The organism is Streptomyces sp. NPDC002742 (assembly GCF_042888885.1).
Classification (GTDB): Bacteria; Actinomycetota; Actinomycetes; order Streptomycetales; family Streptomycetaceae; genus Streptomyces.
This window is the reverse complement of the sequence record NZ_JBIAQF010000003.1, coordinates 179,088-200,966: the sequence shown is the minus strand read 5'-3', so window position 1 is coordinate 200,966 and position 21,879 is coordinate 179,088. Positions and strand designations below refer to the sequence as shown.

The window sequence follows — 21,879 nt, the reverse complement described above, 5'->3', positions numbered from 1 at the left end:
GGGGCGCGGGGAACGGCGCGAGCAACCACGGCACACCCGCTGCGAACCATGACGGCACAGCCCCTTCAGGGGCGCGAGGAACTGCGCGACCAGCCACAACGCACCCGCGGCCAAGAACGCGCCCCGGCACCGGCGGACCCGAACCGCGAACCGGCACCGGCACCGGCACCGGCGGACCCGAACCGCGAACCGAGCGGAGCGATCACGCGTTCTTGAGCTCTTGGCGCTGCCGCCCCAGCCCCTCGATCTCCAGCTCCACGACATCCCCCGCCCGCAGATAGGGCTTCGGCTCGGGCTGCCCGAGAGCGACCCCGGCCGGCGTCCCCGTGTTGATGACATCGCCGGGGTACAGCGTCATGAACCGGCTGACGTACCGGACGACCTCGGCGACCGGGAAGATCTGCTCGGCCGTCGTACCGTCCTGCTTGAGCTCGCCGTTCACCCAGAGCCTCAGCGACAGCGCCTGCGGGTCCGGGACCTCGTCCGCGGTCACCAGCCAAGGACCCAGCGGGTTGAACGTCTCGCAGTTCTTGCCCTTGTCCCAGGTGCCGCCGCGCTCGATCTGGAACTCGCGCTCGGAGACGTCGTGCGCCACCGCGTACCCGGCGACATGCGCGAGCGCCTCCTCCGCCGACTCCAGGTAGCGGGCGGTGCGGCCGATGACGACCGCCAGCTCGACCTCCCAGTCGGTCTTCTCCGACCCGCGCGGCACGAGCACCGTGTCGTTCGGCCCGATCACCGTGTCCGCCGCCTTGAAGAAGATCACCGGCTCGGCGGGCGGCTCGGCCCCGGTCTCCCTGGCGTGGTCGTGGTAGTTCAGCCCGATGCACACGACCTTGCCGATCCGGGCCAGTGGCGGACCGACACGCAGTCCGGCCGCGTCCAGCGCGGGCAGCTCGCCGGCCGCCGCGGCGGACCGGATCCGGCCGAGCGCCGCGTCGTCGGCGAGCAGCGCCCCGTCGATGTCCGCGACGACGCCCGACAGATCCCGCAGGGTCCCATCGGCGTCGAGCAGCGCGGGCCGCTCCGACCCCGCCGTACCCACTCGCAGCAGCTTCATGGTCACCGTCTCCCTCGATCGCGGGCCGTCGACCGAGGGGTGCGGCCGTCGGAGGACCGGCCGATCCTCCAAGCTCGCCGTCCAGTCCGCAAGACCCCGTTCACGGACTGGACCGACCGCGAGCTGTGGCCGTAAGCCCGTCAGGCGAGAGCCATGGCCGCGGGCGCCGCCCCCGGCATGTCCCGGTACAGCGCCGCTCGCTCCACCGCGCTCCAGGTCGTACTGGTCACGACGTACAGCGCGGCCGCCAGCGGCACCACGGCCACGGTGAACAGTGTGAAGAAGGACATGAACGGCATGAACTTGGCGACCGAGGCGAGGGCGGCCGCCTGGTCACCCTCGCCCACCGGAGGCGCCGCGGCGGTCATCCGCTTGGTACGCACGTAGTTGAAACTCGCCACGACCGCGACGACGGCGAAGAGGGCCAGGTAGACGAGACCGGCCGGCCCGAAGAGCCCGCCGTCGCCGAGCGCGTCAGCCCACCGGCCCCCGAGCGGCGCGGCGAACAGCTTGTGCCCGAGCAGGGTGTTGGCCCCGCCGCCGATCGTCGAGCTGGAGAACAGGTGGTAGAGCAGGAAGAAGGCCGGCATCTGGAGCAGGCTGGGCAGGCATCCGGAGAGCGGCGACACCTTCTCCTGGGCGTGCAGTTCCATCAGCGCCTTCTGGAACCTCTCGCGGTCCTTCCCGTGCTTCTTCTTCAGCTCGGCGATCTGCGGCTGAAGCGCCGCACGCGCCCGCTGCCCGCGCGCCGCCGCACGTGACAGGGGATGCACGAGCAGTCGTACGAGCGCGGTGAACAGGACGATCGCGGCGGCGGCCGCCGAGTCGTGGAACAGGGGCTGGAGCAGGTCGGCGATCTGCTCGACCAGGTGCGCGAACGCGGACATGAACGTGGACATCGGGTGAGCCCTCCGGGGGTCTCGTCTTGCCGGGAGTACGGAATGCGGCATGACGACCCGCGCAGGTCACCTGGGACGGAGAGCCACCCGGGGGTGGAAAGTCACCGGGTGTGAAGATTCACCGGGGGTGAAGAAGGGTGCCCTACGCGGTCGCCGGGAGGGCGTGTCCGGGCGCCCTGGGCCGCGGCCGTCCACTGGCGTCCGGATCGCGTTGCGGCAGGAAGGCCGTGCGGCGGGCGCGGTCGCGGATGGCCGTACGCACTCGGGTGGGCGGCACGACGGGCGCGCAGCGCGCCACGATGAGGGAGCAGGCGGCGAAGGCGGACCCGGCCGCCGCGGTAGCGGCGAACGCGACGGTGGCGGTGAGGCTGCCGGTGTCGAGCAGGGCGACTTCGAGGAGCAGGAGCAGCAGTACGGCGGCGGGACGGGCGTTGGCCCAGGTCCGGATCATCGACCGCTCCTCCTCTCGTACGTGGTGCGCCCCTCGACGAGGAGCGCGTGTCCTTCCGTTCGTTATACAGGATGATTCTGGGCCAACCGCCCGGCATCCGCCTTGGTATTCGTGGTGACATTCGTCCCGTCGTCCGAGCCGGCGTCCGCCCCGGCAGCCGTCCTAGCGGGCTCTGACGAGTCCCCGGCCGGCCGGGAGTCCGGCCCGACCCGCACGCGGGACTCGACCCCCGCCGGCTTCCGGGGTTCCGTGTCGACCGGCTCCAGCAGCCGCCTCGGCCCGAGCAGGGCGCGGCTGACCGGGTCCGCCGGGTCCAGGTCGAGCCCGGGGCCCGGCGTCATCTCCACATCCGGGACGGGCACGACCATGGCGCACGCGCGGCATTCGCCGTACGGGCCGAGTTCCGTGCCGCAGACGGCGTGCCGGAAGTAACGCAGGCGACTCTCCGAGAAGTGCTCGCGGCCCCACAGGCCGAGCGAGCGCAGGGTGGGCCACAGGGCGATACCGCGGTCGGTCAGGACGTACTCGTCACGCGGCGGCGACTCCTGGTACCGGCGCTTTTCGAGGATGCCCTCGGCGGTGAGCGCCTGGAGGCGGGCGGCCAGCACCGCACGCGGGATGCCGAGGTGCACGAGGAAGTCGTTGTAGCGCCGTACGCCGTAGAGCGCGTCGCGGATGACGAGGAGCGTCCAGCGTTCGCCGACGACCTCCAGCGCGCGGGCGATCGAGCACTCCTGCGTCGCGTAGTCCTTGCCCAGAGCCATGCCCCCACTCTAGCGACTTTTCGACATGTTGGTTCAGTGAACGAACCTAGGATGTTACGGTCTACCCGTACCAAAGGTTCAATGACCGAACCTACCCAGTGAAGTGAAGGGCAGGCCATGACCCGGCTCGACCGGACCGACACCAGCACGCAGCCCGCGCACGCCACCACACCCTCCGGGGCCACGGTGACGTCGGCCTCACCCTCCGGTTCGGCCGACGCCCGTTCCTCGGCCTCCCCGGCGGAGAGCACCCCGCGGGCCACCCCGACCCTCGCCCTGACCAGTGCCGCCACCGCCGTGGCCCTGATGACGTACACGGCGCCGATGGTCACGCTCCCCGACACCGCGGCCGCGCTGCACACCTCGGTCTCCGCCCAGGCCTGGCTGCTCAACGGCACCCCGCTGGGCCTGGCCGCGCTGCTCCTCGTCGCGGGCAGCCTCGCGGACGACTACGGCCGCCGCCGGATCTTCCTGGCCGGCACGGTCGCCCTCGGTATCACCACCGCCCTGGGCGCCCTCGCGGGCTCGACCTGGCTGTTCACCCTGACCCGCGTCGCGCAGGGCGCCGCGAGCGCGGCGATCCTCGCGAGCAGCCTGGGGCTGATCGTGCACGCCTTCCCGACCCCGCGCGGGCGACTGCACGCGACGGGGGTGTGGGGCGCGTTCGTCAGCGGCGGCATCGCGGCGGGCCCGCTCCTCGCGGGGGCCATCGCGGGCTGGAACTGGCGGATGGCGTACGCCGTCCTGGGCGCCGCCGCCCTGCTCGTCGCCCTCCTCGGAACCCGCGCCCTGACCGAGTCCCGCGCACCCCGCGGCGGCCGGCCCGACCTCGCCGGGGCGCTGACCTTCGGACTCGCGCTGGTGTCGCTGGTGGCCGCGCTGACGCTCGGCCGCGACGGCTGGCTGCGCGCGCCGGTGGGGCTGCTGCTGGCGGCGTTCCTCGTCCTGATGGCCGTGTTCGTCGCCGTCGAACGCCGTACCGGGACGCCCATGATCGACCTCGGACTGCTCCGGCACCGCCGTTTCCTCGCCTCGTCGGCGAGCGGGCTTTTCATGGGCCTCGCGGTGATCGGCCTGTTCAGCTTCCTTCCCGCGCTGCTCCAGCGAACGCTCGGACTGTCCGCCATGGACACCGCGTGGCTGTTCCTGCTGTGGTCCGGCCTCTCCTTCACGGTCGCCCTCCAGGCCCGCCGTCTCGCCGGCCGGGTCTCGCACCGTCATCAGCTCGCCCTCGGTTTCGCGCTGCACGCGGCCGGCGTTCTGACGATGCTGGGCGCGATCGGCGCCGGCTCGTGGCTCCGGCTGCTCCCGGGCTTCGTGATCTCCGGGGTGGGCAGCGGCCTGCTCAACGCGGCGCTGCCGCTGCTCGCCGTCGAGTCCGTGCCCGCGACGCGCGCCGCGATGGGCTCCGGCGCCCAGCAGACCTTCCGCTACATCGGGTCGTGCGCCGGGGTCGCCCTCACGATCGCCCTGGTCACCTCCTCCGGCGGCCCGGCGCGCGGCGCGGACATCGCGATCATCGTCTCGGCGGTGCTCGCCGCACTGGCGGCGGCGAGCGTCCTGGTCCTGCGGGACCGGGCGTGAGCCCGCGGGGGCGACGGCACGGCAAGGGGTTCCCGGCGTGAGCGGGGCCCGAGCCGAGCAGGCGTCAATGGGGATCGGGATCGAGCCGGGCCCGCGTCAGCGGGGCCTGAGCCGGGCCCGAGTCAGCGGAGCCGCATGGCGGTGAGCTTCCCCCACACCGCCATGCGGTACCGGGAGGTGTAGTCGGGGGTGCACGTGGTGAGCGTGATGTAGTACCCGGGCTGCGTGTACCCGTACGACGGCCGGACGGTGCTGCGCGGCACCGGGCGGATCACCCCGCCGTCCCGCGCGGACGTCCGCGGAAGCGTCCGGTCGACGGTGTACGTGTAGACGGCGGCCTTCGTCTCGACGGTGATCGTGTCACCGCGCCGGAGCCTCGGGAGGTACCGGAACGGCTCCCCGTGCGTGTTCCGGTGTCCGGCGAGAGCGAAGTTCCCGGCCTGCCCCGGCTGTTGGGTGCCCTTGTAGTGGCCGACGTACCCCTTGTTGAGGACGCCCGCCTTGCTGACGCCCTCGGCGACGGGCACCCGGAGGGAGAGCCGGGGAATACTGAGGACGGCGTAGGCCTGGGACCAACGGGGGTGCACCTGACCGCCGTTGGCACCCGACGGGGAGGGTTGTCCGGCGGAATCTCCGGCGCCCCCGGCATCGGACCCGCCCTCGCCGGTCCCCCCGGTGCCGCCACCGCCGCTCGCGCCGTCGACGGTGCCCGCGTCCGGGGCGGCGCTCCCATGGACCGGGGTCCCCCACTCCCGCTCCAACGCCTGCACCTTGCGCTCCGCGCCGTGCTGCGCCTGCCGGTTGGTCCACCACAGCTGGTGCGCGACCAGGAGGAGCAGCACCACTCCGACGGTGACGAGCACCTCGGCACCGCTCCAGACCGCGCGCCGGTACGCGGCCCGCCGTCGCCGCGTGCCGTGGTGCACGACCTCCGGAGCCCGCATCCGTACGCCCCCTTCGCCGGGCGCACGATAAGCGCCGCCCCGCCAACTCGCCAGCCCCGCGCGGCTTCCGTACGCACCGATGCCCCTCGGCGCTCCGGCAGCGCACCGACAGCTCACCCACCGGGTGTGCCGCCGATCGCGCCGACCGGGGCTTCCTCCACTGGTTTTAGAAAGGGCTGTCACAACCCTCGACAACCCCACGCGCCACACCCGATGCTTCCTGATGGCATCAGCGGAACGGGCAAGCGCCGGTGGGGACGAGCCGGCGACCGAGTTCGAAGTCGAGTCGACATCGACGGCCAACTCCATTGAGAAGAACGGGAGTTGTGCCGAGACGGACGGAGAAGCCAGCCATGATCCGACGCAGAACACTTCTGGCCGCCGCGGGCGGTACGGTCCTCGGCGGCGCCCTGGCGACGGGCACCGCCCGCGCCGACGCGACGATCGCGGTCAACCCCGCCACGACGTACGGGAAATGGGAGGGGTGGGGCACCTCACTGGCGTGGTGGGCCAACGTCTTCGGCGCCCGCGACGACTTCGCCGACCTCTTCTTCACCACCAAGTCGACTACGTACAACGGCGCTTCGCGCCCCGGTCTGGGTATGACCATCGCCCGCTACAACCTCGGCGCGTGCAGCTGGAACACCGTGGGCGGCGAGAGCATGACCGCGTCCGCCAACATCCCCTCCTTCAAGCAGATCGAGGGCTACTGGCAGGACTGGAACAACGAGGACCCGACGTCCTCGGCCTGGAAGTGGACGGCGGACGCCACCCAGCGCGCCGCCCTCACCAAGGCGACGGCGCGCGGCGCGACGAGCGAGCTGTTCGCCAACTCCCCGATGTGGTGGATGTGCCTGAACCACAATCCGTCGGGCGCCTCGGGCGGCGGCAACAACCTCCAGTCCTGGAACTACCGCCAGCACGCCTCCCACCTCGCGGCGGTGGCCCTCTACGCGAAGACGAACTGGGGCGTGAACTTCGCCACCGTGGAGGCGTTCAACGAGCCCTCCTCCAGCTGGTGGACGTCCACCGGCACCCAGGAGGGCTGCCACATGGACGCGTCCGTCCAGTCGGCCGTACTTCCGTATCTGCGCAGCGAGTTGAACGCCCGGGGCTTGACGTCCACCAAGATCTCCGCGTCGGACGAGACGAGCTACGACCTGGCCCGTACGACGTGGGGCTCCTTCAGCTCGACGACCAAGGGCCTGGTCAACCGGGTCAACGTGCACGGCTACCAGGGTTCGGGCGGCCGACGGGACCTCCTCTACACGGATGCCGTGACGTCGTCCGGCAAGGCGCTGTGGAACTCCGAGTACGGCGACGGCGACGGCACCGGCCTCACCCTGGCGAGCAACCTCCTCCTCGACTTCCGCTGGCTGCACCCGACCGCCTGGGTCTACTGGCAGGTGATGGACCCCACGGCGGGCTGGGGCATGGTCAAGTACGACGCGAGCACCCTGACGGCCGGCGCGGTCGAGACGAAGCTCTACGTGATGGCCCAGTTCAGCCGCCACATCCGCCCGGGAATGACGATCGTGGACACCGGCGTGGACTACGCGGCGGCGGCGTACGACGCGACGGCCAAGCGCCTGGTGGTCGTCGCGGCCAACAAGGCGACGTCCGCCCAGACCCTGACCTTCGACCTCTCCCGCTTCACCACGGTCTCCGGCGGCACGGGCGGACTGGTCCCCCGCTGGAACACCCTGACGTCCGGCGGCGGCGACCTCTACACGTCCCACTCGGACACCTACCTCGGCGGCAAATCCCTCGCGGTGCCGTTCGCGGCCGGGGCGGTACAGACGTTGCAGGTGGACGGGGTGGTGGTCTGAGACGGGCCTGAGGGGCGCGGCGGCGCGAACCGCCGCGCCCGACGGTCCACCGGGCGCGCGACGGCTCAACGGGGCGCTCCGGAACATGCCGTCAGGGACTCCCGCGTCTCTGGCCTGCAGGTCTCTCTCCTCGGCGGCCCGACGGCAGTACGGTGTCCCCCATGCGCCCCGACACGCCTGCCGAGAACGTCGACCACACCGCCGAAGCGGCTCGCCTGGAGCGGACCGCCGGCCTGTATCCGGAGGACGCCGAGCACCTGCTCCTGCAGGCCGCGGCCCACCTCGAACTGGCCGGCGACCGCCCCGGCGCCACCACTCTCTACGACCGCCTGCTCGCCTCGGACACTCCCCTGGAGAAGCCGTATCTGGTACGCGCCCTCAAGGCGTCGAACCTGTGGGAGTACGACCACGAGGCCGAGGCCCGAGCGATCATCGACGGAGTCAGGGCAGCGGCCCCCCGCGACCCGGCCCCCTGGGTGATCGTGGCCGAGGCCCTGGAGTCGCACGACGAACTGGAAGCGGCGCAGGACACGTTCACGCAGGGAACGGTCCTGCTCCTGACGGACGTGCCCGAGCCCCCGTACGCCACACTCCCGCTCCTCTTCGGCCGCCACCGCGTGCGCCGGATGCTGGGCGCGGCCCACGACGAGTGGGACGCCCTGGCCGACACCCTGCACTCGTCCGCGATCTCCCTGGACGAACTCCACGACCCCAAGCGGATCTGGTCCCTGGGCTCGGACAACCCCGCGGAACTCCAGGCCGAGATCAGCCGCCTCCAGGCGGAACTGAGCACCTACCGCGAGGCCCTCTCCCGCCCGTTCCCGGTGGCGGTCCTGCACTGGTCGGCCCCCGAACTCGCGGAACTCACCGCCGCGTACCCGGACCTCACCAGCGAGTACCCCTCCCACGAGGAGCACCTCGCGACGATAGAGGCGTCCCTGCGCGAACTGGCCATGTCCGGCACCCCGAACCTCGGCATCGTCACCGCCACAGTCCCGTCCTACGAGGCCTTCGCCGCCTCGGAGGCCGCGTCCCCGTCGGACGCCACCCTCCTCCCCCAGTACGCGACGACACTGGCGGCACGGGGGCTGGCGGTGGCTTGGCCGCCGCAGCGGACGAGCGAGTGCTGGTGTGGGTCGGGGGCGGCTTATGGGGAGTGTCACGGGGTCACCCAGTAGAAAACGTCTCACTCAAGTAGGCATCCGATACAGGAAGTCGCTGTTTCGGATGCTCTTGCCGTGCTGACGATAGAAAAAATATTGCAGGCCGACCACAGCTCCGACCGCGAATCGGTTTGGCGGTCTGTCAGTATGATGGTCTGACGCACACAGCCGCGACGCCCAGAGGGGGGCCAATGGTCTGGCAGGAGCAGCACTCGTCAAAGCAAATGTCGACTCCGGATACTCCATCAATTAAAGAGCTGATGGACGATATGAAGCGAGGTCGACTCGCCATACCGGATTTCCAGCGAAGTTTCGTTTGGGATCCGGCCGATACACAAAAGCTCCTCGTCTCCATAGTTGCCCGCTATCCAGCAGGAACCCTTCTCTTCTGGGAACAGAAGACGCCGCAGATTAAACGACGGCCCTTCGAAGGGTTCGACGGCGTCCTACTCAAAGAGTCCGCCACTCTGGTCCTTGACGGACAGCAGAGACTGACATCGATATTTCAAGCCCTCACGGGCACGGGGCCGCAAAGATTCTTCGTCGATCTCAAGCTTCTAGGCTCGCTCGACTCTGATTCTCCAGGCCTTCTGGACGCGAGCCGCCTCGACGACGTGATCGTTTATCGAGAGATCAACGCCAGGTCGCTACGCAGGCGCCCTCCGCCTGACGCATCAGAAGAGATCAAGCAGTCACTCTTCCCGCTATCACTAATCGAGTCTGACCGAATCGAGGAATGGCTTGATGTAATGGAAGACGCCATAGAAGGCGAGAACTGGAAAGCCATTCGCAGCGAGGTAAGAGAGTTGGTGAGAAAATACCTGCGGCCGATTGGAAATTATCGATTCCCGGTGGTTGAACTACCAGAAGCGACACCTCTTGATGCGGTGTGTCGCATATTCGAGACGCTAAACCGAACAGGTGTCAAGCTCAGCGTGTTTGAGCTTTTGGCCGCCCGCTTTTGGCCAGCCGGCGTTGACCTTCGAAGAGATTGGGAAAGGGTGCAACACAAACACCCGATCCTAGGATCTTTCGAAGTTGATGCCTACTATCTACTTCAGGCTGTTTCACTTCGAGCGACGGCTGAAAAATTCAAGGGTGCGCGGGGAACCAAGTCGGCTTCTGCGCAACGCAGTGACGTCTTGGAGCTGACACCCCAAGAATTTGAAAAACACTGGGATCAAGTCGCCCAAGGAGCTGCACGCGCACTAACCTTCCTTCGCGATGAATGTGGAGTACTCGCCCCAAAGTGGCTTCCGTATTCTATGATTCTCGTCCCCTTGTCGGCGGTGTGGCATGTACTTGAAACTAAGCGATCAGTAGAGAGTGGCGCAGCCCTTCGAAAGATTCGCCGCTTCTTCTGGTGTTCCGTTTTTTCTAGAAATTACGACCAAGGCGGTAACAGCCAAGCAGGCAAGGACTTCATGGACCTCACCTCTTGGCTCAATAACGGCGAAAGGATCCCTGAAGCCGTAGAGGGGTTCACTTTCACCGGCGAAGTCCTAGACTCGGCCCGAACCAACTTGCAAGCCCTATACAAAGGCGTAATGGCGTTGACACTGAGCAGCGGGGCACGCGATTTTCATTCGGGTTCAAATTTGACACCAGAAAAGATCCTCGAAGAGAGCATTGACGCTCACCATATCTTCCCCAAGAAATATCTTGAAGAAATAGGCGACCCAGGCAATCCCGAGCTAATTCTCAATCGAGCATTGATCGACAAGAGGACCAACCAAAGCATTGGCAAACGTGCCCCGTCAGAGTACCTCGCTACCATGGAAGACGCTTTGGGGGAAGAAGAAGTAGCCGGTATTCTGCAGTCACACTTGCTGCCCGGAGACCAGAATTCCCCGCTGCGGAACGATAATTATGGCGCGTTCCTTCTCTCTCGCAAGAATCTGGTCGTTAGAGCCATCGAATCGGTCACCGGCGAATCAGGAACATAACCTGCACCCGGCGTTTCCTTTATGTACTCTAGCCACTCCAGCTTGACCGTGCATTCGACGGATGCCGAACGACCACACTGCTGAACCGGAGCAGTTTCACCGTCAGGTCGAGGCCTTATCCCGAGACGTAGCCCAAATAAGACCTCGGCTTGCGAATTTGGCACCTATAGAGCTCCAACACAGCTGGCGTAGCATATCGAGGGCAACAGTCTGTCCGCTAGGGCCTGTCCGGGCGATCACGTGACCGCCCATTATCCGGGGTCGTTGTTGTAGGTATGGGGCGGGGCGAAATATGAACAGGCCAACACCTATAGGCGATCCGCTCTGGGGGCTGAGCGCTTCGGTGGCCGAATTCTCACTACTCGGCCACACTCCGGGCTGAGATTAATTCGCCATCCCAACCCATCCCCAGCTCGGCTTCAAACTTCACCTGCGCCCGGTCCAGCACCTCGTCCACGTCACGGCCATGCGCTTGGAGCCAGTGGAGGAGGTCCGCGATAACACCGATGACCGCTTCCTCCTCTACGGCCGCACCTAACGTGCTCGGAGCCGTCACCCGGGACAGTTGCGTCACACCGTAAAGACCGAGCATCGCTGCGGCTCTTGCCACGCGATCGCCGCCGCTATGGCCGTCGGATGAGCTCAGCTGGGTGGACAGCTCGCACCACGTGGTTTTTCGGTCCGGGTGGAGCAGCACACCCCAGCGGTCGGCGACGGCGTCGACGAGCGCCATACCCCGCCCACTTTCGGAATCGACTCCCGCCTCGACAAGCGTTGGCAAGGCGCGAGCGTCTGGGTCATGAACCTCGATACGCAGACGGGTGCCGTTCATCGAGACCGCGAGCGTGGCCGGGGTTCCCGCGCCGACGTGCGTGATGATGTTGGACACCAACTCGCTCACACAGAGTTGGGCCGCGTCGGTGACCTCGTGCAGGCCCCAGCCCCCCAAGTGCAACCGCATGATGCGGCGCAAGGCGGCCACTTCCTCGGGTTCCGCGGTGAAGTCCAGTTCCCACGGCTTCCGTGACATACACGCTTCCTGGATCACGAAGACCCCTCTCGTCGCATGCCATCTCCGCATGGCCAGCGGAGCGTCACGCATCCTCACGATGAGTTGCGTCCTGGATCAGAGTGGCGTGCGCCCATCCCGTCGTGCAATGTGCAGGACGGGATTCCCACTTAAGAGTGATTGGCAGGAACAGGCCTTGGCGCAAGACTGAACACCCACTGTTCAAGGGATGGTTGAGATGGCTGGTTCACCGACGGCGCGCCGTCGTCGTCTCTCGATCGAGCTGAAGAAGCTCCGCGAGAGCAGCGCACTGACGTGCGCGCAGGTCGGCGAGTCCTTGGACTGGAGTGGGTCCAAGGTGAACCGGATGGAGACGGGGACCGGCAGAGTCCAACCGTCCGACATCGACGCGCTGTGCCGCTTCTACGCCACCACCGACGAGCTTCGCGAGTTCCTCAAGTCACTGGCCCGGCAGGCAAATACGCGCGGCTGGTGGCAAGTGCACGGCGCCGGGGTGCCCGAGTGGTTCAACATCTACATCGGCCTGGAGCAGGACGCGTCCACGTTTCGCCAGTACCAATGCGAGTTGATCCCGGGCCTGATGCAGATCGAGCCGTACATCCGCGAACTCCACACGACCGGCGCCCACATGTCCGCCGAGGACATCGACAGGGCCGTACGGGTGCGTGCGGAGCGCCAGACCATGTTGTCGCAAGTCGAAGCCCCCGACGCCTGGTTCATCGTGAACGAAGCCGCGCTGCGCCACATCATCGGGGATCGGGCGCTGATGCGAAGCCAGCTCGAACGCATCTTGGAATCAGCCGAGTTGCCGACCGTGACTCTGCAGGTCCTTCCGTTCGACTCGGGCACCTATCCGGTCACGGGTTCTTTCACCATGCTGGGCTTTCCGGCACAGGAAGCACCGGACCTGGTGTATCGGGACGGCATCACCGACGCTGTCTATCTGGAGGGAGAGCATCATGTTCGGGAGTACACAAGGGCGTTCGACGGGCTACGAGCCGCAGCCTTGAGTCCTCAGCGTTCCGCCCTACTGATCAAGTCCGTCCTGAAGGAATACGCACAGTGAGCATCTCGGAGTCCACGAACCCCGGCGACCCGGCGTGGTTCACCTCGTCGTACAGCAACGGTGCGGGAGGTGAGTGCGTGGAGGCCGCCTTCGTACCCACAGGTGTGCTGGTGCGGGATTCTAAAGTGCCGGGCGGCCCTCATCTCAAGGTGTCCGCCGAGCCATGGCGCAAGTTCCTCACGACATCGACGGGCTGACGAGAGACGGCGACACTCTCTCGCCCTCGACTCTCTCCCCCAGGGGCGCGGTCGAGACAGGCGACTCGGATGCCGTCTCGGCGGCGAGGTGCGATGAGTGGTCAGCGTGCGCCAACTTGACGTTCCCGCAGGGAGTTCGGGGCATGTGGTGCCGGGCGACGGAGGGTTCTGCCGGTCGCCGGCGCGAGCTGAGGTCGGACTGTGACACCCCTGTTGCCGGAACTATGGGCTCCGCCACAGGTGATCGGGGACGGGCGTGCTGGACTCGGCGGACTCGCTGTTCAACCGACCGGGGGCCGCAATGTGGTTGCTGAACCTGCTGTTCGTCGTCATCGCGGTCGTCACCGCCTTTGGACTCGCCGGGTACGGCTGCAGCGCCCTGGCCCGGCACGGCGTCCGGCGCGGGGGGCCGGTCCCAGTACTGCGCGCGCTCGGTGCGCTCGCGGGCGCTGTCGCCGCCGGGCTGTACGCATGGGGACTGCTGATCATCGTCGGCGCACTCATGACGGCGGAGGACGGCGGGACCAACTCCGCGCCGCCCCAGTCCTGTCGCACGTCTGGGTGGTGGGAGCGGCAGAAAGAAGGGATCGGCATCGTCGACTATTCCGTGAGCTACGTACCGCTGCGGTTCGTGTGCGAGACGAGTGACGGCGGGCGCTACGACAACGGCGACGTTCCCGGCTATGTGAACCCCGCCGCCCTGGGCTTCGCCCTCGCCGGTACCGGTTTCGTCATCTCCGCAGGTTATGCGGCCGAGCTGCGAACCAGGGGGCAGGCCCGCCGGGCTGAGCCGGGGCGTTAGCCTCGGGGAGCATCCCTGAACTGGTATGGGGCAGCGGTAGGAGGCAGCAATGGCGAAGGTACCGGCCGCGGTAGTGGCCGCCGGGGGGCTTGTCGGTGGGTACGGCGTCGCCCGTTGGAGCAAGAAGCGGCAGCTCGGCGGGGTCGTGCTGGCCGGCGCCGGGGCCGTCGCCGCGCGGCAGTGGAAGCAGCAGGCCGGCGGGAAGGCCGCGGGGGCGCTGACCGCCGCGTACGTCGCCGCCTTCGCCGGGTCGCATCCGCTGGCCAAGAAGGTGGGCGCCTGGCCCGCCGTCTTCGGCGTCGCCGGTGCCGTGGCCCTCGCCTCCTGGGCCGTCGCCGACCGGCACGCCTGAGCGACGAACGACCGGCACGCCTGAGCTGCGAACGGCCAGCACGCCTGAGCCGCGAACGGCCGGCCCCGGGGAGCAGCCAGGCGGCACGGCAGCGCGGCGGCCAGAGGGGTACGAGGAGTACGGGCCGCGCGGGGTGCGCCCGGAAGCGGCCCGCCGGCCGGAGCGGCGGACGGGCTCTAAGGTCCGCCTAAGCTTTCGTGACAGTTCCCTTGAGTTCCGCATGGTCTTCTCGGCCGTGGGTGACGGCAGCCGCCGACGCCCGCGAGCGCGAAGGAGAGCACGGATGCCAATGCCACGCACGTCACGCATGAAGAGCAGGGCACGGTGGACCGCCGTGGCGGCCGCGGCCACCGCGGCGATCTGTCTGACCGGGTCGGCAGCCGCGTCCTCGACCCCGTCGCCCGGTGGGAAGCCGACCACGACCACTGCCGTCGACGGGGCCGAGGCCGCCAAGGCCAAGGCGGTCGCGGCCGCCAAGGCGAACGGCAAGGACCATCGCAAGGACCATGGCAAGGGCAAGCCGACGGAGGATCAGGGCCGGCTTGTGGAGGCCTTCGCGAAGGGGGTCGCCGCGCGGCTCGGGGTGAGCCCGGCGTCGGCGCGGCAAGCCGTCAAGGAGTTGTTCGCGCTGGCGGACCGGCACGGCGGCGTCGACCCGAGGAGCCCCGAGTTCGCGGCCATCGCCAAGCGGCTCGGCGTCACCCCCGCGCAGTTCGAGAAGGCACTGTCCGCGACCAAGCAGGCCATCGGTGAGCAGCAGGGCCCAGGAAAGCCCGGTGAGGGCAAGGGCAAGGGTGCGGACAAAGGCAAGGACGACGGCAAGGGCAAGGGCAAGCCCGGGCGCGACAGGCCCGTCATCAAGCACCAAGGACCGGACAACCCCGCCGACGTGCGGAGCGTCGCCCTGGGCGTCGCCCATCGTCTCGGAGTGAGCACGGCCGCCGCGGAGCGAGCGGTCAAGGAGCTGTTCGCGCTCTCCGACCGGGTGGGCGGTGTCGACACCGGAGGCACGGAGTTCGCGGCCATCGCCAAGCGGCTCGGCGTCACCCCCGCGCAGTTCGAGAAGGCACTGTCCGCGACCAAGCAGGCCGCGATCGCCAAGGAACAGTCCCTGAAGGGCTGATCCGGCAGCGTTACGGTCGGTCCGGCTGGTCCGGCAGGTGACGGTCGGGCCGGCTCATCCAGCAGCATGACGGTCGGTCCGGCGCCCCCGGGCCGACCACCCTTGCCGCCCCGGCCACCCTCGCTCACCCATTCGTCCCACCCTGTCCGTCCCCGCCTCCCGGACAGCCCTCACCCCTGCCCCTGCCCCTGCCCCTATCCGATCCGGCCCCCGAACAGGACGATTACCCCCATGCGTGTGCTGGTGGTGGACGATGACGACGCGGTACGCCTCGCGCTCTCCCGGGCTCTGGTCCGGGATGGCCACGAGGTGGCGGAGGCGAGCGACGGGACAGCGGCTCTGGCGGCGCTCGGAGGCAGTCGGCCCGACGCCGTCATCCTGGACGTGCTCATGCCCGAGCCCAACGGCCTGGAGGTGTGCCGCCGGATCCGGGCCCGGGGCGACCGTGTGCCGATCCTCATGCTGACCGCCCGGGACCTCGTCGAGGACCGGGTCGCCGGGCTGGACGCGGGCGCCGACGACTACCTGGTCAAGCCGTTCGCCCTGGACGAGTTGCGGGCACGGATCCGCGCCCTGCTCCGGCGCAGCGGCGCCGCTCAGGAGGAAGTCGTCCGCTTCGCCGACCTGGAACTGGACGTGGCGGCCTGCCGGGCCCGGCGCGGCGGGCGGACGCTGGAACTCACCCGCACCGAGTACGCCCTCCTGGAGCTGTTCCTGCGCAACCCGCAGCGCGTGCTCAGCCGTTCGCTCATCTTCGAGTCGGTGTGGGGATACGACTTCGGGCCCTCCTCCAACGCGCTCTGGGTCTACGTCAGTTATCTGCGAGCGAAACTGGAGGCGGGCGGCGAACCCCGGCTGCTCCAGACCGTGCGCGGACTCGGATACGTACTGCGGGAGGAGCCGTGACCCTGAGCAACCGGGTGGCGCTGGCCGGGGGCGCCGTGGTCTGCGCGGCCCTGCTGCTCGCCTCGCTGATCATCTACCCGTCGCTCAGCGCCGGTCTGCACCACCAGCACGATTCCGTACTGATCACCGCCGCGGACAAGGACGCCTCCAAGCTGCTGGCGGGGTTCAGGACCAAGATGCAGGCGTTGGAGCGGGAGGGCACGCCTCTGGCGGCGCCGACCTCACCGGTCACCGTCGGCTCCACACAGCTTCAGTTCATCGTCCCGCCGGTCACCTCCGGTACCGAGGGCGACTTCATCCCCGTCACCGCGAAAGATGTCCAGGTCGCCCGGGGCGCGTCCCCGGCCTATTTCCAGGACGCCACGTTCAAGGGAGTGAACTACCGGGTCTACACAGCGCCGTTGGCCAGCTGGAACGGGGCGCTCGTCCGCTCGTTGATACCGCAGTCCGTGGTCGACTCCACGCTCGGCCCGCTCGCCGTCATGCTGATCGTGATCACGGCCTGCGGCACCCTGCTGGCCGTCCTCGGCGCGCGGCTCGTGGCGGGCCGGGTGCTCCGCCCCGTACGGCGGCTCACCGAGACGGTCGAGCACATCACGGCCACCCAGGACCTCACGGCCCGGATCGACGTACGGGGACGCGACGAGATCGCCAGGCTGGCAGGCTCCTTCGCCGCGATGATGACGGCCGTGGAGGAGTCGGTACGAGCGCAGCGGCAGCTGGTCGCCGACGCCTCGCACGAGCTGCGCACCCCGCTGACCAGCATCACCACCAATCTGGAGCTGCTGAGCGAGGGCCCCGGTGTGGCCGATCCGCAGGCCCCCGCCCTGGTCGAACAGGCCCGCGCTCAGGCCGAGGAGCTCCGGTCCCTGGTCAACAACCTGGTGGAACTTGCCCGGTTCGGGCAGCAGGACGCCCACACCGAGGACACCCGCCTCGATCTGCTCACCGAGCGGGTGGTGGCCCGCACCGCCCGCCGCAGCCCTCAGGTGACGCTGCGTACCGATCTCGGCGCGTGCATGGTGCACGCCGACCCCGACGCCCTGGAGCGCGCCGTGGGCAACCTCGTCGACAACGCCGTCAAGTGGAGTCCGGCGGGCGGTCAGGTCCTGGTCGCGGTGTTCCCCGACGGTACGGTCACGGTCACCGACGAGGGGCCGGGCATCCCCGCGGCCGACCTGCCCTTCGTGTTCGACCGCTTCTACCGTTCGCCGACCGCCCGGTCCCTTCCCGGGTCCGGCCTCGGGCTCGCGATCGTCAAGCAGGTCGCGGAGACCCACGGCGGCACCGTGGCCACCGAACCCCTGGACCGGGGTCTGCGCATGAGACTCTCCCTCCCGGCCGCGCCCTGACCTCTCGCGTACGCGGGAGGTCGGCGGCCCGCGGTCCCGCCGCGGGAGGTCAGGTCCGGAACCGGTGCCGCCAGGGCTTGGTCGCGTCGGCCTTGAGCCGGCGGTCGGCACACCACACCGTGGCGGTGGGCTCAGGCGGTGAAGTCTGGCCGTGGGCTCAGGCGGTGGGCTCAGTCGGTGAGTTCAGACGGCGGGCTCAGGCGGTGAGCTCAGACGGCGGGCCCAGGCGGTGAGCTCAGGCGGTGGGCGGGGCTGTCGCGCGGCGCGTCTGCTGGATCAGGACGGTGGTGGCGCGTTCCAGGAGTTCGCAGAGTGCGGTGTGTTCGGAGGGCGTGAACGCGTCGGTGAGCGCGCGCTCAAGGATGATCACCTCCTGGTAGGCGCGGTCCAGCAGCGTCTGGCCCTCAGCGGTGAGGGTGGCGATCTGCACCTTGGCGTGCACGGGGGACGTCTCGCGCCGGATGAGTTCCTTGTTCTCCATGTTGGTCAGCACGCTGCTCATGCTCTGCTGCGTCACCCCGCAGGAGCGGGCCAGCTGGGCGCCGGACATTCCGCCTTCACGCGAGATGACCAGCAGCACGGTGTACTGCGTCATGGTCAGCCCATAGGCGCGCAGTACCGCCTCGTGGTGCGCCATCAACGCCTGCTCCGACCGCCTGATCCGGGAGCACAGGTCGTTCTCGATCGGGATTTCCACCGCGCACCCTCACTCCATTAACAGGTTCATGGGTTGACTCAGGAACCTTATACACCTACGTTCTCGACTATAAGGATACTGAGTCAACGCAGGAGGCTGTAACCATGAAGGCTGTCGTTCTCGACACCGATGACCGTTACCGGGTCGCCGAACTCGACGAGCCCGCCCCCGGTCCCGGCCAGGTGGCGATCCGTGTGGCCTACGCCGGGATCCAGTGGGGCGACACGATGGTCAGGGACGGCCACTTCGCGGTACCGCGTCCCTTCGTCCCCGGGTTCGAGCCGTCCGGGCACATCGTCGGGGTCGGCGCGGGCGTCGACGCGCGCCGTGTCGGTACGCCCGTCACCGCGCTGACCGCCTCGGGCGCCTACGCCGAGGTGGTCCTGGCGCCCGCCCAGCTCACGTTCGACATCGGCGGCATGCCGCTGAGGACGGCCGCGGGTCTCGGGTGGGGCGCACCGACCGCCTACGACCTGATCAACACCGCCGCGCACGTGCGGCCCGGCGAGACCGTGCTGATCCACGCCGCCGCCGGCTCGGTGGGCACCCTCGCGGCCCAGTTCGCCCGGCTGGCCGGAGCGGGCCGGATCATCGGTGTGGTCGGCACCGCCGACAGGGCCGACTACGCCGCACGGTTCGGGTATGACCGGCTGCTGCTTCGCAAGGAGTTCCCGGCCGGGCTCGGCGACGAGAAGCCCGACGTCGTCCTCGACCCGGTCGGCGGCTCGACGCGCGCCACCGGCCTCGAACAGCTCGCACCACACGGCCGGCTGGTGGCATACGGCAACCTCGCCACGTACGAACCCGTCCGCGCCGACACCAACGACCTCCTCACGCACGGCAAGTCACTGCTGACCTACAACAGCAACCTGCTCAGCCGGACCCACCCCGAGCGGCTCGCCGACAGTGCCCGCCGCGCGCTCGGCCTCGTCGCCGAGGGCAAGGTCCGCATGGACATCACCGCCGAGTACGCCCTCGGGGACCTGGCCACGGCCGTACGGCACCTCGCCGAGGGCACGACTCAGGGCAAGAGCGTCCTCCGCGTCGCCTGACAACACGCACAGGGCGCCGACCACGAGGCGGCTCACACGATGACGCAGCCGGGGTGGGGCAAGACCACCTCGCCCCACCCCGGGCGCGCCCTCACCTCCCGTGCCCCAGCACATTCACCACCCGCCCGTTCGGGTCCCGTACGAAGAACCGTCGTACGCCCCACTCCTCGTCGTGCAGCTCCCGCAGGACCTCCGCACCCGACGCGGTCACCCGCGCGTACACGGCGTCGACGTCCTCGACCTCCACGCTCAGGTCCGGGACGACGGGGGCGGTGCGTTCCTCGGTGAGGAAACTGATCTGCGCGGTGGGGTTGGACGGGGAGGCGAGCGTCATGACCCAGCCCTGGTTCATGACCTCCTCGAAGCCGAGGAGGCCGTAGAAGTCCCGGTTCGTCGCCATGTCCTTCTCGGACCCGATCCGGATGTCCGGGACGATCCTGCGGATGGTCATGGCGCTGCCTCCTCGTGGCCCACGGACGGTGAGCCGGTCTCGTCCCGGACCGGGGCGGTTCGCGTCACCGGCCGTGGGCCCATGCCCGTCGCGATCGGTGGACCGGCACCTCGGTGTCGGCCGCCCAGGCCCACTCCTCTTCCATGGCGTCCGCCAAGTCTGCCCTGAACTGCCGTGCCACCGAGGCAACGACCAGCACGGCGGCAGCGCCCAGCAGTGTGACGGCCGCCCACGTCAGCGGCCACACGTCGGCGAAGCCGTCCGGAGCGGCGGGATGGGTCCGCAGCGACATGTGGAGCAGGATCGCCGGAGGCGCCGCGACCAGGAGCAACGGCCAGGCCAGCGCGTCCCGGAGGCCGAAGTGGACGGCCAGGAGCCCAAGGATCGCGGCGAGGGCGAGGAGACCCGTTCCGGTCACCGGGGTGGTCTCCACGGCCGACCCCGGCGTCTCGGGGCGGTTGCGCAGATCCCAGGGCAGGCAGACGAGGTACGCCGCGCAGGACAGGGCGGCGCCGAGCACACGCGTCAGCCAGCGTTCCGGCCAGGGGCGCGTTCGCAGAGGACGGAGCAGCTTCTCGGTCATGCGTACGAGAATTCCGCGCCCGGCGGCGGCGCGACAGAGTACGCGTACTCAGACGGCCTGCCCGCCCGGAAAAGGCCACTTGGAACCGGGACAGCCCGGCACCCTACGGAAGCGCATGACGTGAACCCACCCGGATTCCCGCCCCGGCCGATCATGCCCCCAGCGCGCGCGACACCACGTAGATCAGCAGTCCGGCCAGTGAGCCGACCACCGTGCCGTTGATCCGGATGAACTGCAGGTCACGGCCGATGTTCGCCTCGATCTTCCTGGTCGTGTGCTCGGCGTCCCAGCCCGCGACCGTGTCCGTGATGAGCGAGGTGATCTCCTTGCGGTACGTCGTCACGACGTACACCGCGGCGCCCTCCACCCAGCTGTCGACCTTGGCCTGGAGCTTGGGTTCGGTGGCCATCCGGGACCCCAGGGACAGCAGCGAGGCGCGCACCCGCAGCCGCAGTTCGCTGCGCTCGTCCTCGGCCGCGGACACGATCATCGACCGTACGGCCGTCCACGCGGAGGCGATCAGGTCCTGGACCTCGCCGCGGCCCAGCACCTCGCCCTTGAGGCGCTCCACGCGCGCGCGGGTGTCGGTGTCCGACTGGAGGTCGGAGGCGAAGTCGGTGAGGAACCGGTCGAGCGCGCCGCGGGCCGGGTGGGACGGGGAGTCGCGCATCTCGGTGACGAAGCGGAGCAGTTCCTTGTAGACGCGCTCGCCGACCTTCTTGTCGACGAAACGGGGCGTCCAGCCGGGCGCGCCGCCCTGGACCGCGTCCATCACCTGCTCGTCGTGGAACACCAGCCAGTCGTGGGCACGGGTGACCACGAGGTCGACGAACCGTCTGTGACCGCCGTCCGCGACGATCCTCTCCAGCATCTTCCCTATGCCGGGGGCGATCTCCTGGGCGTCGGCGCGACGGGTGATCGCCTCTCCGACCACGGCCTGGACGTCGGAGTCCCTGAGGACGGTCAGCGCGCCTCTGAGCGCGGCGGCCAGTTCGGCCGTGACCCGGTCCGCGTGGTCCGGATCGGCGAGCCAGGCTCCCAGCCTGCTGCCGATGCCCACCGCGCGCAGCCGCTGCCGGACGACCTCCTCGGAGAGGAAGTTCTCGCCGACGAACTCACCCAGCGAGACGCCGAGCTGGTCCTTCTTCTTGGGGATGATCGCGGTGTGCGGGATGGGCAGGCCGAGCGGGTGCCTGAACAGGGCCGTGACCGCGAACCAGTCGGCCAGCGCGCCGACCATGCCCGCCTCGGCGGCCGCCGCGACATAGCCGGCCCAGGCACCCGCGCCTTCGTGCGAGGCCCATTTGGCCAGCACGTAGACGAGGGCGACGAAGAGCAGCAGGCCGGTGGCGGTCGCCTTCATCCGGCGCACTCCGCGCCGCTTCTCCTCGTCGGCGGGGCTGAAGGTGTTCATCGCCCGGCCCGGCGGTCCGGCGGCCGGAGCGGCGTTCACCGCGTTCGTGGCGGTGCCGGGACGGGCATGCTGCTCCGTGCCGTCCGCTTCACCCGAATTCGTGCGTTCCATTCGCTCCACCCGTTCGCAGGCCTGTCGCGCCCCGTGCACATTGTCCCTTTCTCCCTCTCTTCCTGACCGACTCCTGGAACGACACAGGAGTTCCCGGCGTCTG

21 protein-coding genes and 1 pseudogene are annotated in these 21,879 nt (G+C 69.1%); 12 read left to right on the top strand and 10 right to left on the bottom strand.

Annotated features, from left to right (window positions below):
- Positions 1-202 precede the first annotated feature (202 nt).
- The 4 genes and pseudogenes from ACFYW8_RS06205 to ACFYW8_RS06190 form a co-directional block, all read right to left on the bottom strand.
- The gene (locus tag ACFYW8_RS06205) at positions 203-1,060 is read right to left on the bottom strand and encodes a fumarylacetoacetate hydrolase family protein (protein ID WP_389068490.1); all 858 of its coding nucleotides are present in this window, start codon (positions 1,058-1,060) and stop codon (positions 203-205) included.
- A gap of 140 nt (positions 1,061-1,200) precedes the next feature.
- Positions 1,201-1,947, bottom strand: coding sequence for a YidC/Oxa1 family membrane protein insertase (locus ACFYW8_RS06200; protein WP_389068820.1), 747 nt, complete (start codon positions 1,945-1,947; stop codon positions 1,201-1,203).
- A gap of 154 nt (positions 1,948-2,101) precedes the next feature.
- Positions 2,102-2,410 carry a DUF6412 domain-containing protein gene (locus tag ACFYW8_RS06195; RefSeq protein ID WP_365870148.1) on the bottom strand — a complete coding sequence of 103 codons (309 nt, stop codon included), beginning with the start codon at positions 2,408-2,410 and terminating at the stop codon, positions 2,102-2,104.
- Between the two features lie 248 nt (positions 2,411-2,658).
- Positions 2,659-3,174, bottom strand: a pseudogene (locus ACFYW8_RS06190) (winged helix-turn-helix transcriptional regulator); the annotation flags it as partial.
- Positions 3,175-3,291: 117 nt separating this feature from the next.
- Here ACFYW8_RS06190 and ACFYW8_RS06185 point away from each other — a divergent pair.
- Complete coding sequence (locus tag ACFYW8_RS06185; protein WP_389068486.1) at positions 3,292-4,758, top strand: MFS transporter; 1,467 nt, start codon at positions 3,292-3,294, stop codon at positions 4,756-4,758.
- A gap of 122 nt (positions 4,759-4,880) precedes the next feature.
- Here ACFYW8_RS06185 and ACFYW8_RS06180 read toward each other — a convergent pair whose 3' ends face one another.
- Positions 4,881-5,702, bottom strand: a complete 822-nt coding sequence (locus tag ACFYW8_RS06180; RefSeq protein ID WP_389068483.1) for a class E sortase — start codon at positions 5,700-5,702, stop codon at positions 4,881-4,883.
- Positions 5,703-6,055: 353 nt separating this feature from the next.
- On the opposite strand from ACFYW8_RS06180, the gene ACFYW8_RS06175 reads away from it, so the two are divergent.
- The 3 genes from ACFYW8_RS06175 to ACFYW8_RS06165 all read left to right on the top strand — a co-directional run bounded on the left by ACFYW8_RS06175 (position 6,056) and on the right by ACFYW8_RS06165 (position 10,640).
- Entirely contained in the window at positions 6,056-7,531 is a 1,476-nt protein-coding gene (locus ACFYW8_RS06175; RefSeq protein ID WP_389068480.1) for a beta-1,6-galactanase, read from the top strand.
- A 161-nt stretch (positions 7,532-7,692) separates the two neighbouring features.
- A complete protein-coding gene (locus ACFYW8_RS06170) occupies positions 7,693-8,709 on the top strand; it encodes an SEC-C domain-containing protein (protein ID WP_389068477.1) in 1,017 nt (338 codons plus the stop codon).
- Between the two features lie 176 nt (positions 8,710-8,885).
- A complete protein-coding gene (locus tag ACFYW8_RS06165; protein ID WP_389068474.1) occupies positions 8,886-10,640 on the top strand; it encodes a DUF262 domain-containing protein in 1,755 nt (584 codons plus the stop codon).
- A gap of 358 nt (positions 10,641-10,998) precedes the next feature.
- On the opposite strand, the gene ACFYW8_RS06160 is transcribed toward ACFYW8_RS06165, so the two are convergent.
- Positions 10,999-11,670 (bottom strand): ATP-binding protein, encoded by a 672-nt coding sequence (locus tag ACFYW8_RS06160; protein WP_389068818.1) that lies wholly within the window; start codon positions 11,668-11,670, stop codon positions 10,999-11,001.
- 217 nt (positions 11,671-11,887) lie between these two features.
- Here ACFYW8_RS06160 and ACFYW8_RS06155 point away from each other — a divergent pair, with 217 nt between their 5' ends.
- The 7 genes from ACFYW8_RS06155 to ACFYW8_RS06125 all read left to right on the top strand — a co-directional run bounded on the left by ACFYW8_RS06155 (position 11,888) and on the right by ACFYW8_RS06125 (position 17,468).
- Positions 11,888-12,736 carry a helix-turn-helix domain-containing protein gene (locus ACFYW8_RS06155; RefSeq protein ID WP_389068816.1) on the top strand — a complete coding sequence of 283 codons (849 nt, stop codon included), beginning with the start codon at positions 11,888-11,890 and terminating at the stop codon, positions 12,734-12,736.
- Positions 12,733-12,933 (top strand): DUF397 domain-containing protein, encoded by a 201-nt coding sequence (locus tag ACFYW8_RS06150; RefSeq protein ID WP_389068471.1) that lies wholly within the window; start codon positions 12,733-12,735, stop codon positions 12,931-12,933. Before ACFYW8_RS06155 ends, ACFYW8_RS06150 begins: the two co-directional genes overlap by 4 nt.
- A 256-nt stretch (positions 12,934-13,189) precedes the next feature.
- The gene (locus ACFYW8_RS06145) at positions 13,190-13,735 is read left to right on the top strand and encodes a hypothetical protein (protein WP_389068467.1); all 546 of its coding nucleotides are present in this window, start codon (positions 13,190-13,192) and stop codon (positions 13,733-13,735) included.
- 49 nt (positions 13,736-13,784) lie between these two features.
- Positions 13,785-14,087, top strand: coding sequence for a hypothetical protein (locus ACFYW8_RS06140; RefSeq protein ID WP_365870168.1), 303 nt, complete (start codon positions 13,785-13,787; stop codon positions 14,085-14,087).
- Positions 14,088-14,370: 283 nt separating this feature from the next.
- The gene (locus tag ACFYW8_RS06135; RefSeq protein ID WP_389068463.1) at positions 14,371-15,210 is read left to right on the top strand and encodes a hypothetical protein; all 840 of its coding nucleotides are present in this window, start codon (positions 14,371-14,373) and stop codon (positions 15,208-15,210) included.
- Positions 15,211-15,441: 231 nt separating this feature from the next.
- On the top strand, positions 15,442-16,116 hold the full coding sequence (locus ACFYW8_RS06130; RefSeq protein WP_365870170.1) for a response regulator transcription factor: 675 nt from the start codon (positions 15,442-15,444) through the stop codon (positions 16,114-16,116).
- Positions 16,113-17,468 (top strand): sensor histidine kinase, encoded by a 1,356-nt coding sequence (locus ACFYW8_RS06125; protein ID WP_389068458.1) that lies wholly within the window; start codon positions 16,113-16,115, stop codon positions 17,466-17,468. The genes ACFYW8_RS06130 and ACFYW8_RS06125 overlap by 4 nt, the downstream gene beginning before the upstream one ends.
- A 235-nt stretch (positions 17,469-17,703) precedes the next feature.
- On the opposite strand, the gene ACFYW8_RS06120 is transcribed toward ACFYW8_RS06125, so the two are convergent.
- On the bottom strand, positions 17,704-18,165 hold the full coding sequence (locus ACFYW8_RS06120; RefSeq protein ID WP_389068456.1) for a MarR family winged helix-turn-helix transcriptional regulator: 462 nt from the start codon (positions 18,163-18,165) through the stop codon (positions 17,704-17,706).
- 104 nt (positions 18,166-18,269) lie between these two features.
- On the opposite strand from ACFYW8_RS06120, the gene ACFYW8_RS06115 reads away from it, so the two are divergent.
- Positions 18,270-19,217 carry a zinc-binding alcohol dehydrogenase family protein gene (locus ACFYW8_RS06115; RefSeq protein ID WP_389068453.1) on the top strand — a complete coding sequence of 316 codons (948 nt, stop codon included), beginning with the start codon at positions 18,270-18,272 and terminating at the stop codon, positions 19,215-19,217.
- A 91-nt stretch (positions 19,218-19,308) separates the two neighbouring features.
- Here ACFYW8_RS06115 and ACFYW8_RS06110 read toward each other — a convergent pair whose 3' ends face one another.
- The 3 genes from ACFYW8_RS06110 to ACFYW8_RS06100 form a co-directional block, all read right to left on the bottom strand.
- Positions 19,309-19,668 carry a VOC family protein gene (locus ACFYW8_RS06110; RefSeq protein ID WP_389068450.1) on the bottom strand — a complete coding sequence of 120 codons (360 nt, stop codon included), beginning with the start codon at positions 19,666-19,668 and terminating at the stop codon, positions 19,309-19,311.
- Positions 19,669-19,732: 64 nt separating this feature from the next.
- Positions 19,733-20,251: a hypothetical protein gene (locus ACFYW8_RS06105; RefSeq protein WP_389068447.1), complete on the bottom strand. Its 519-nt coding sequence runs from the start codon at positions 20,249-20,251 to the stop codon at positions 19,733-19,735.
- Between the two features lie 151 nt (positions 20,252-20,402).
- Positions 20,403-21,776 (bottom strand): DUF445 domain-containing protein, encoded by a 1,374-nt coding sequence (locus ACFYW8_RS06100; protein WP_389068446.1) that lies wholly within the window; start codon positions 21,774-21,776, stop codon positions 20,403-20,405.
- Positions 21,777-21,879 lie beyond the last annotated feature (103 nt).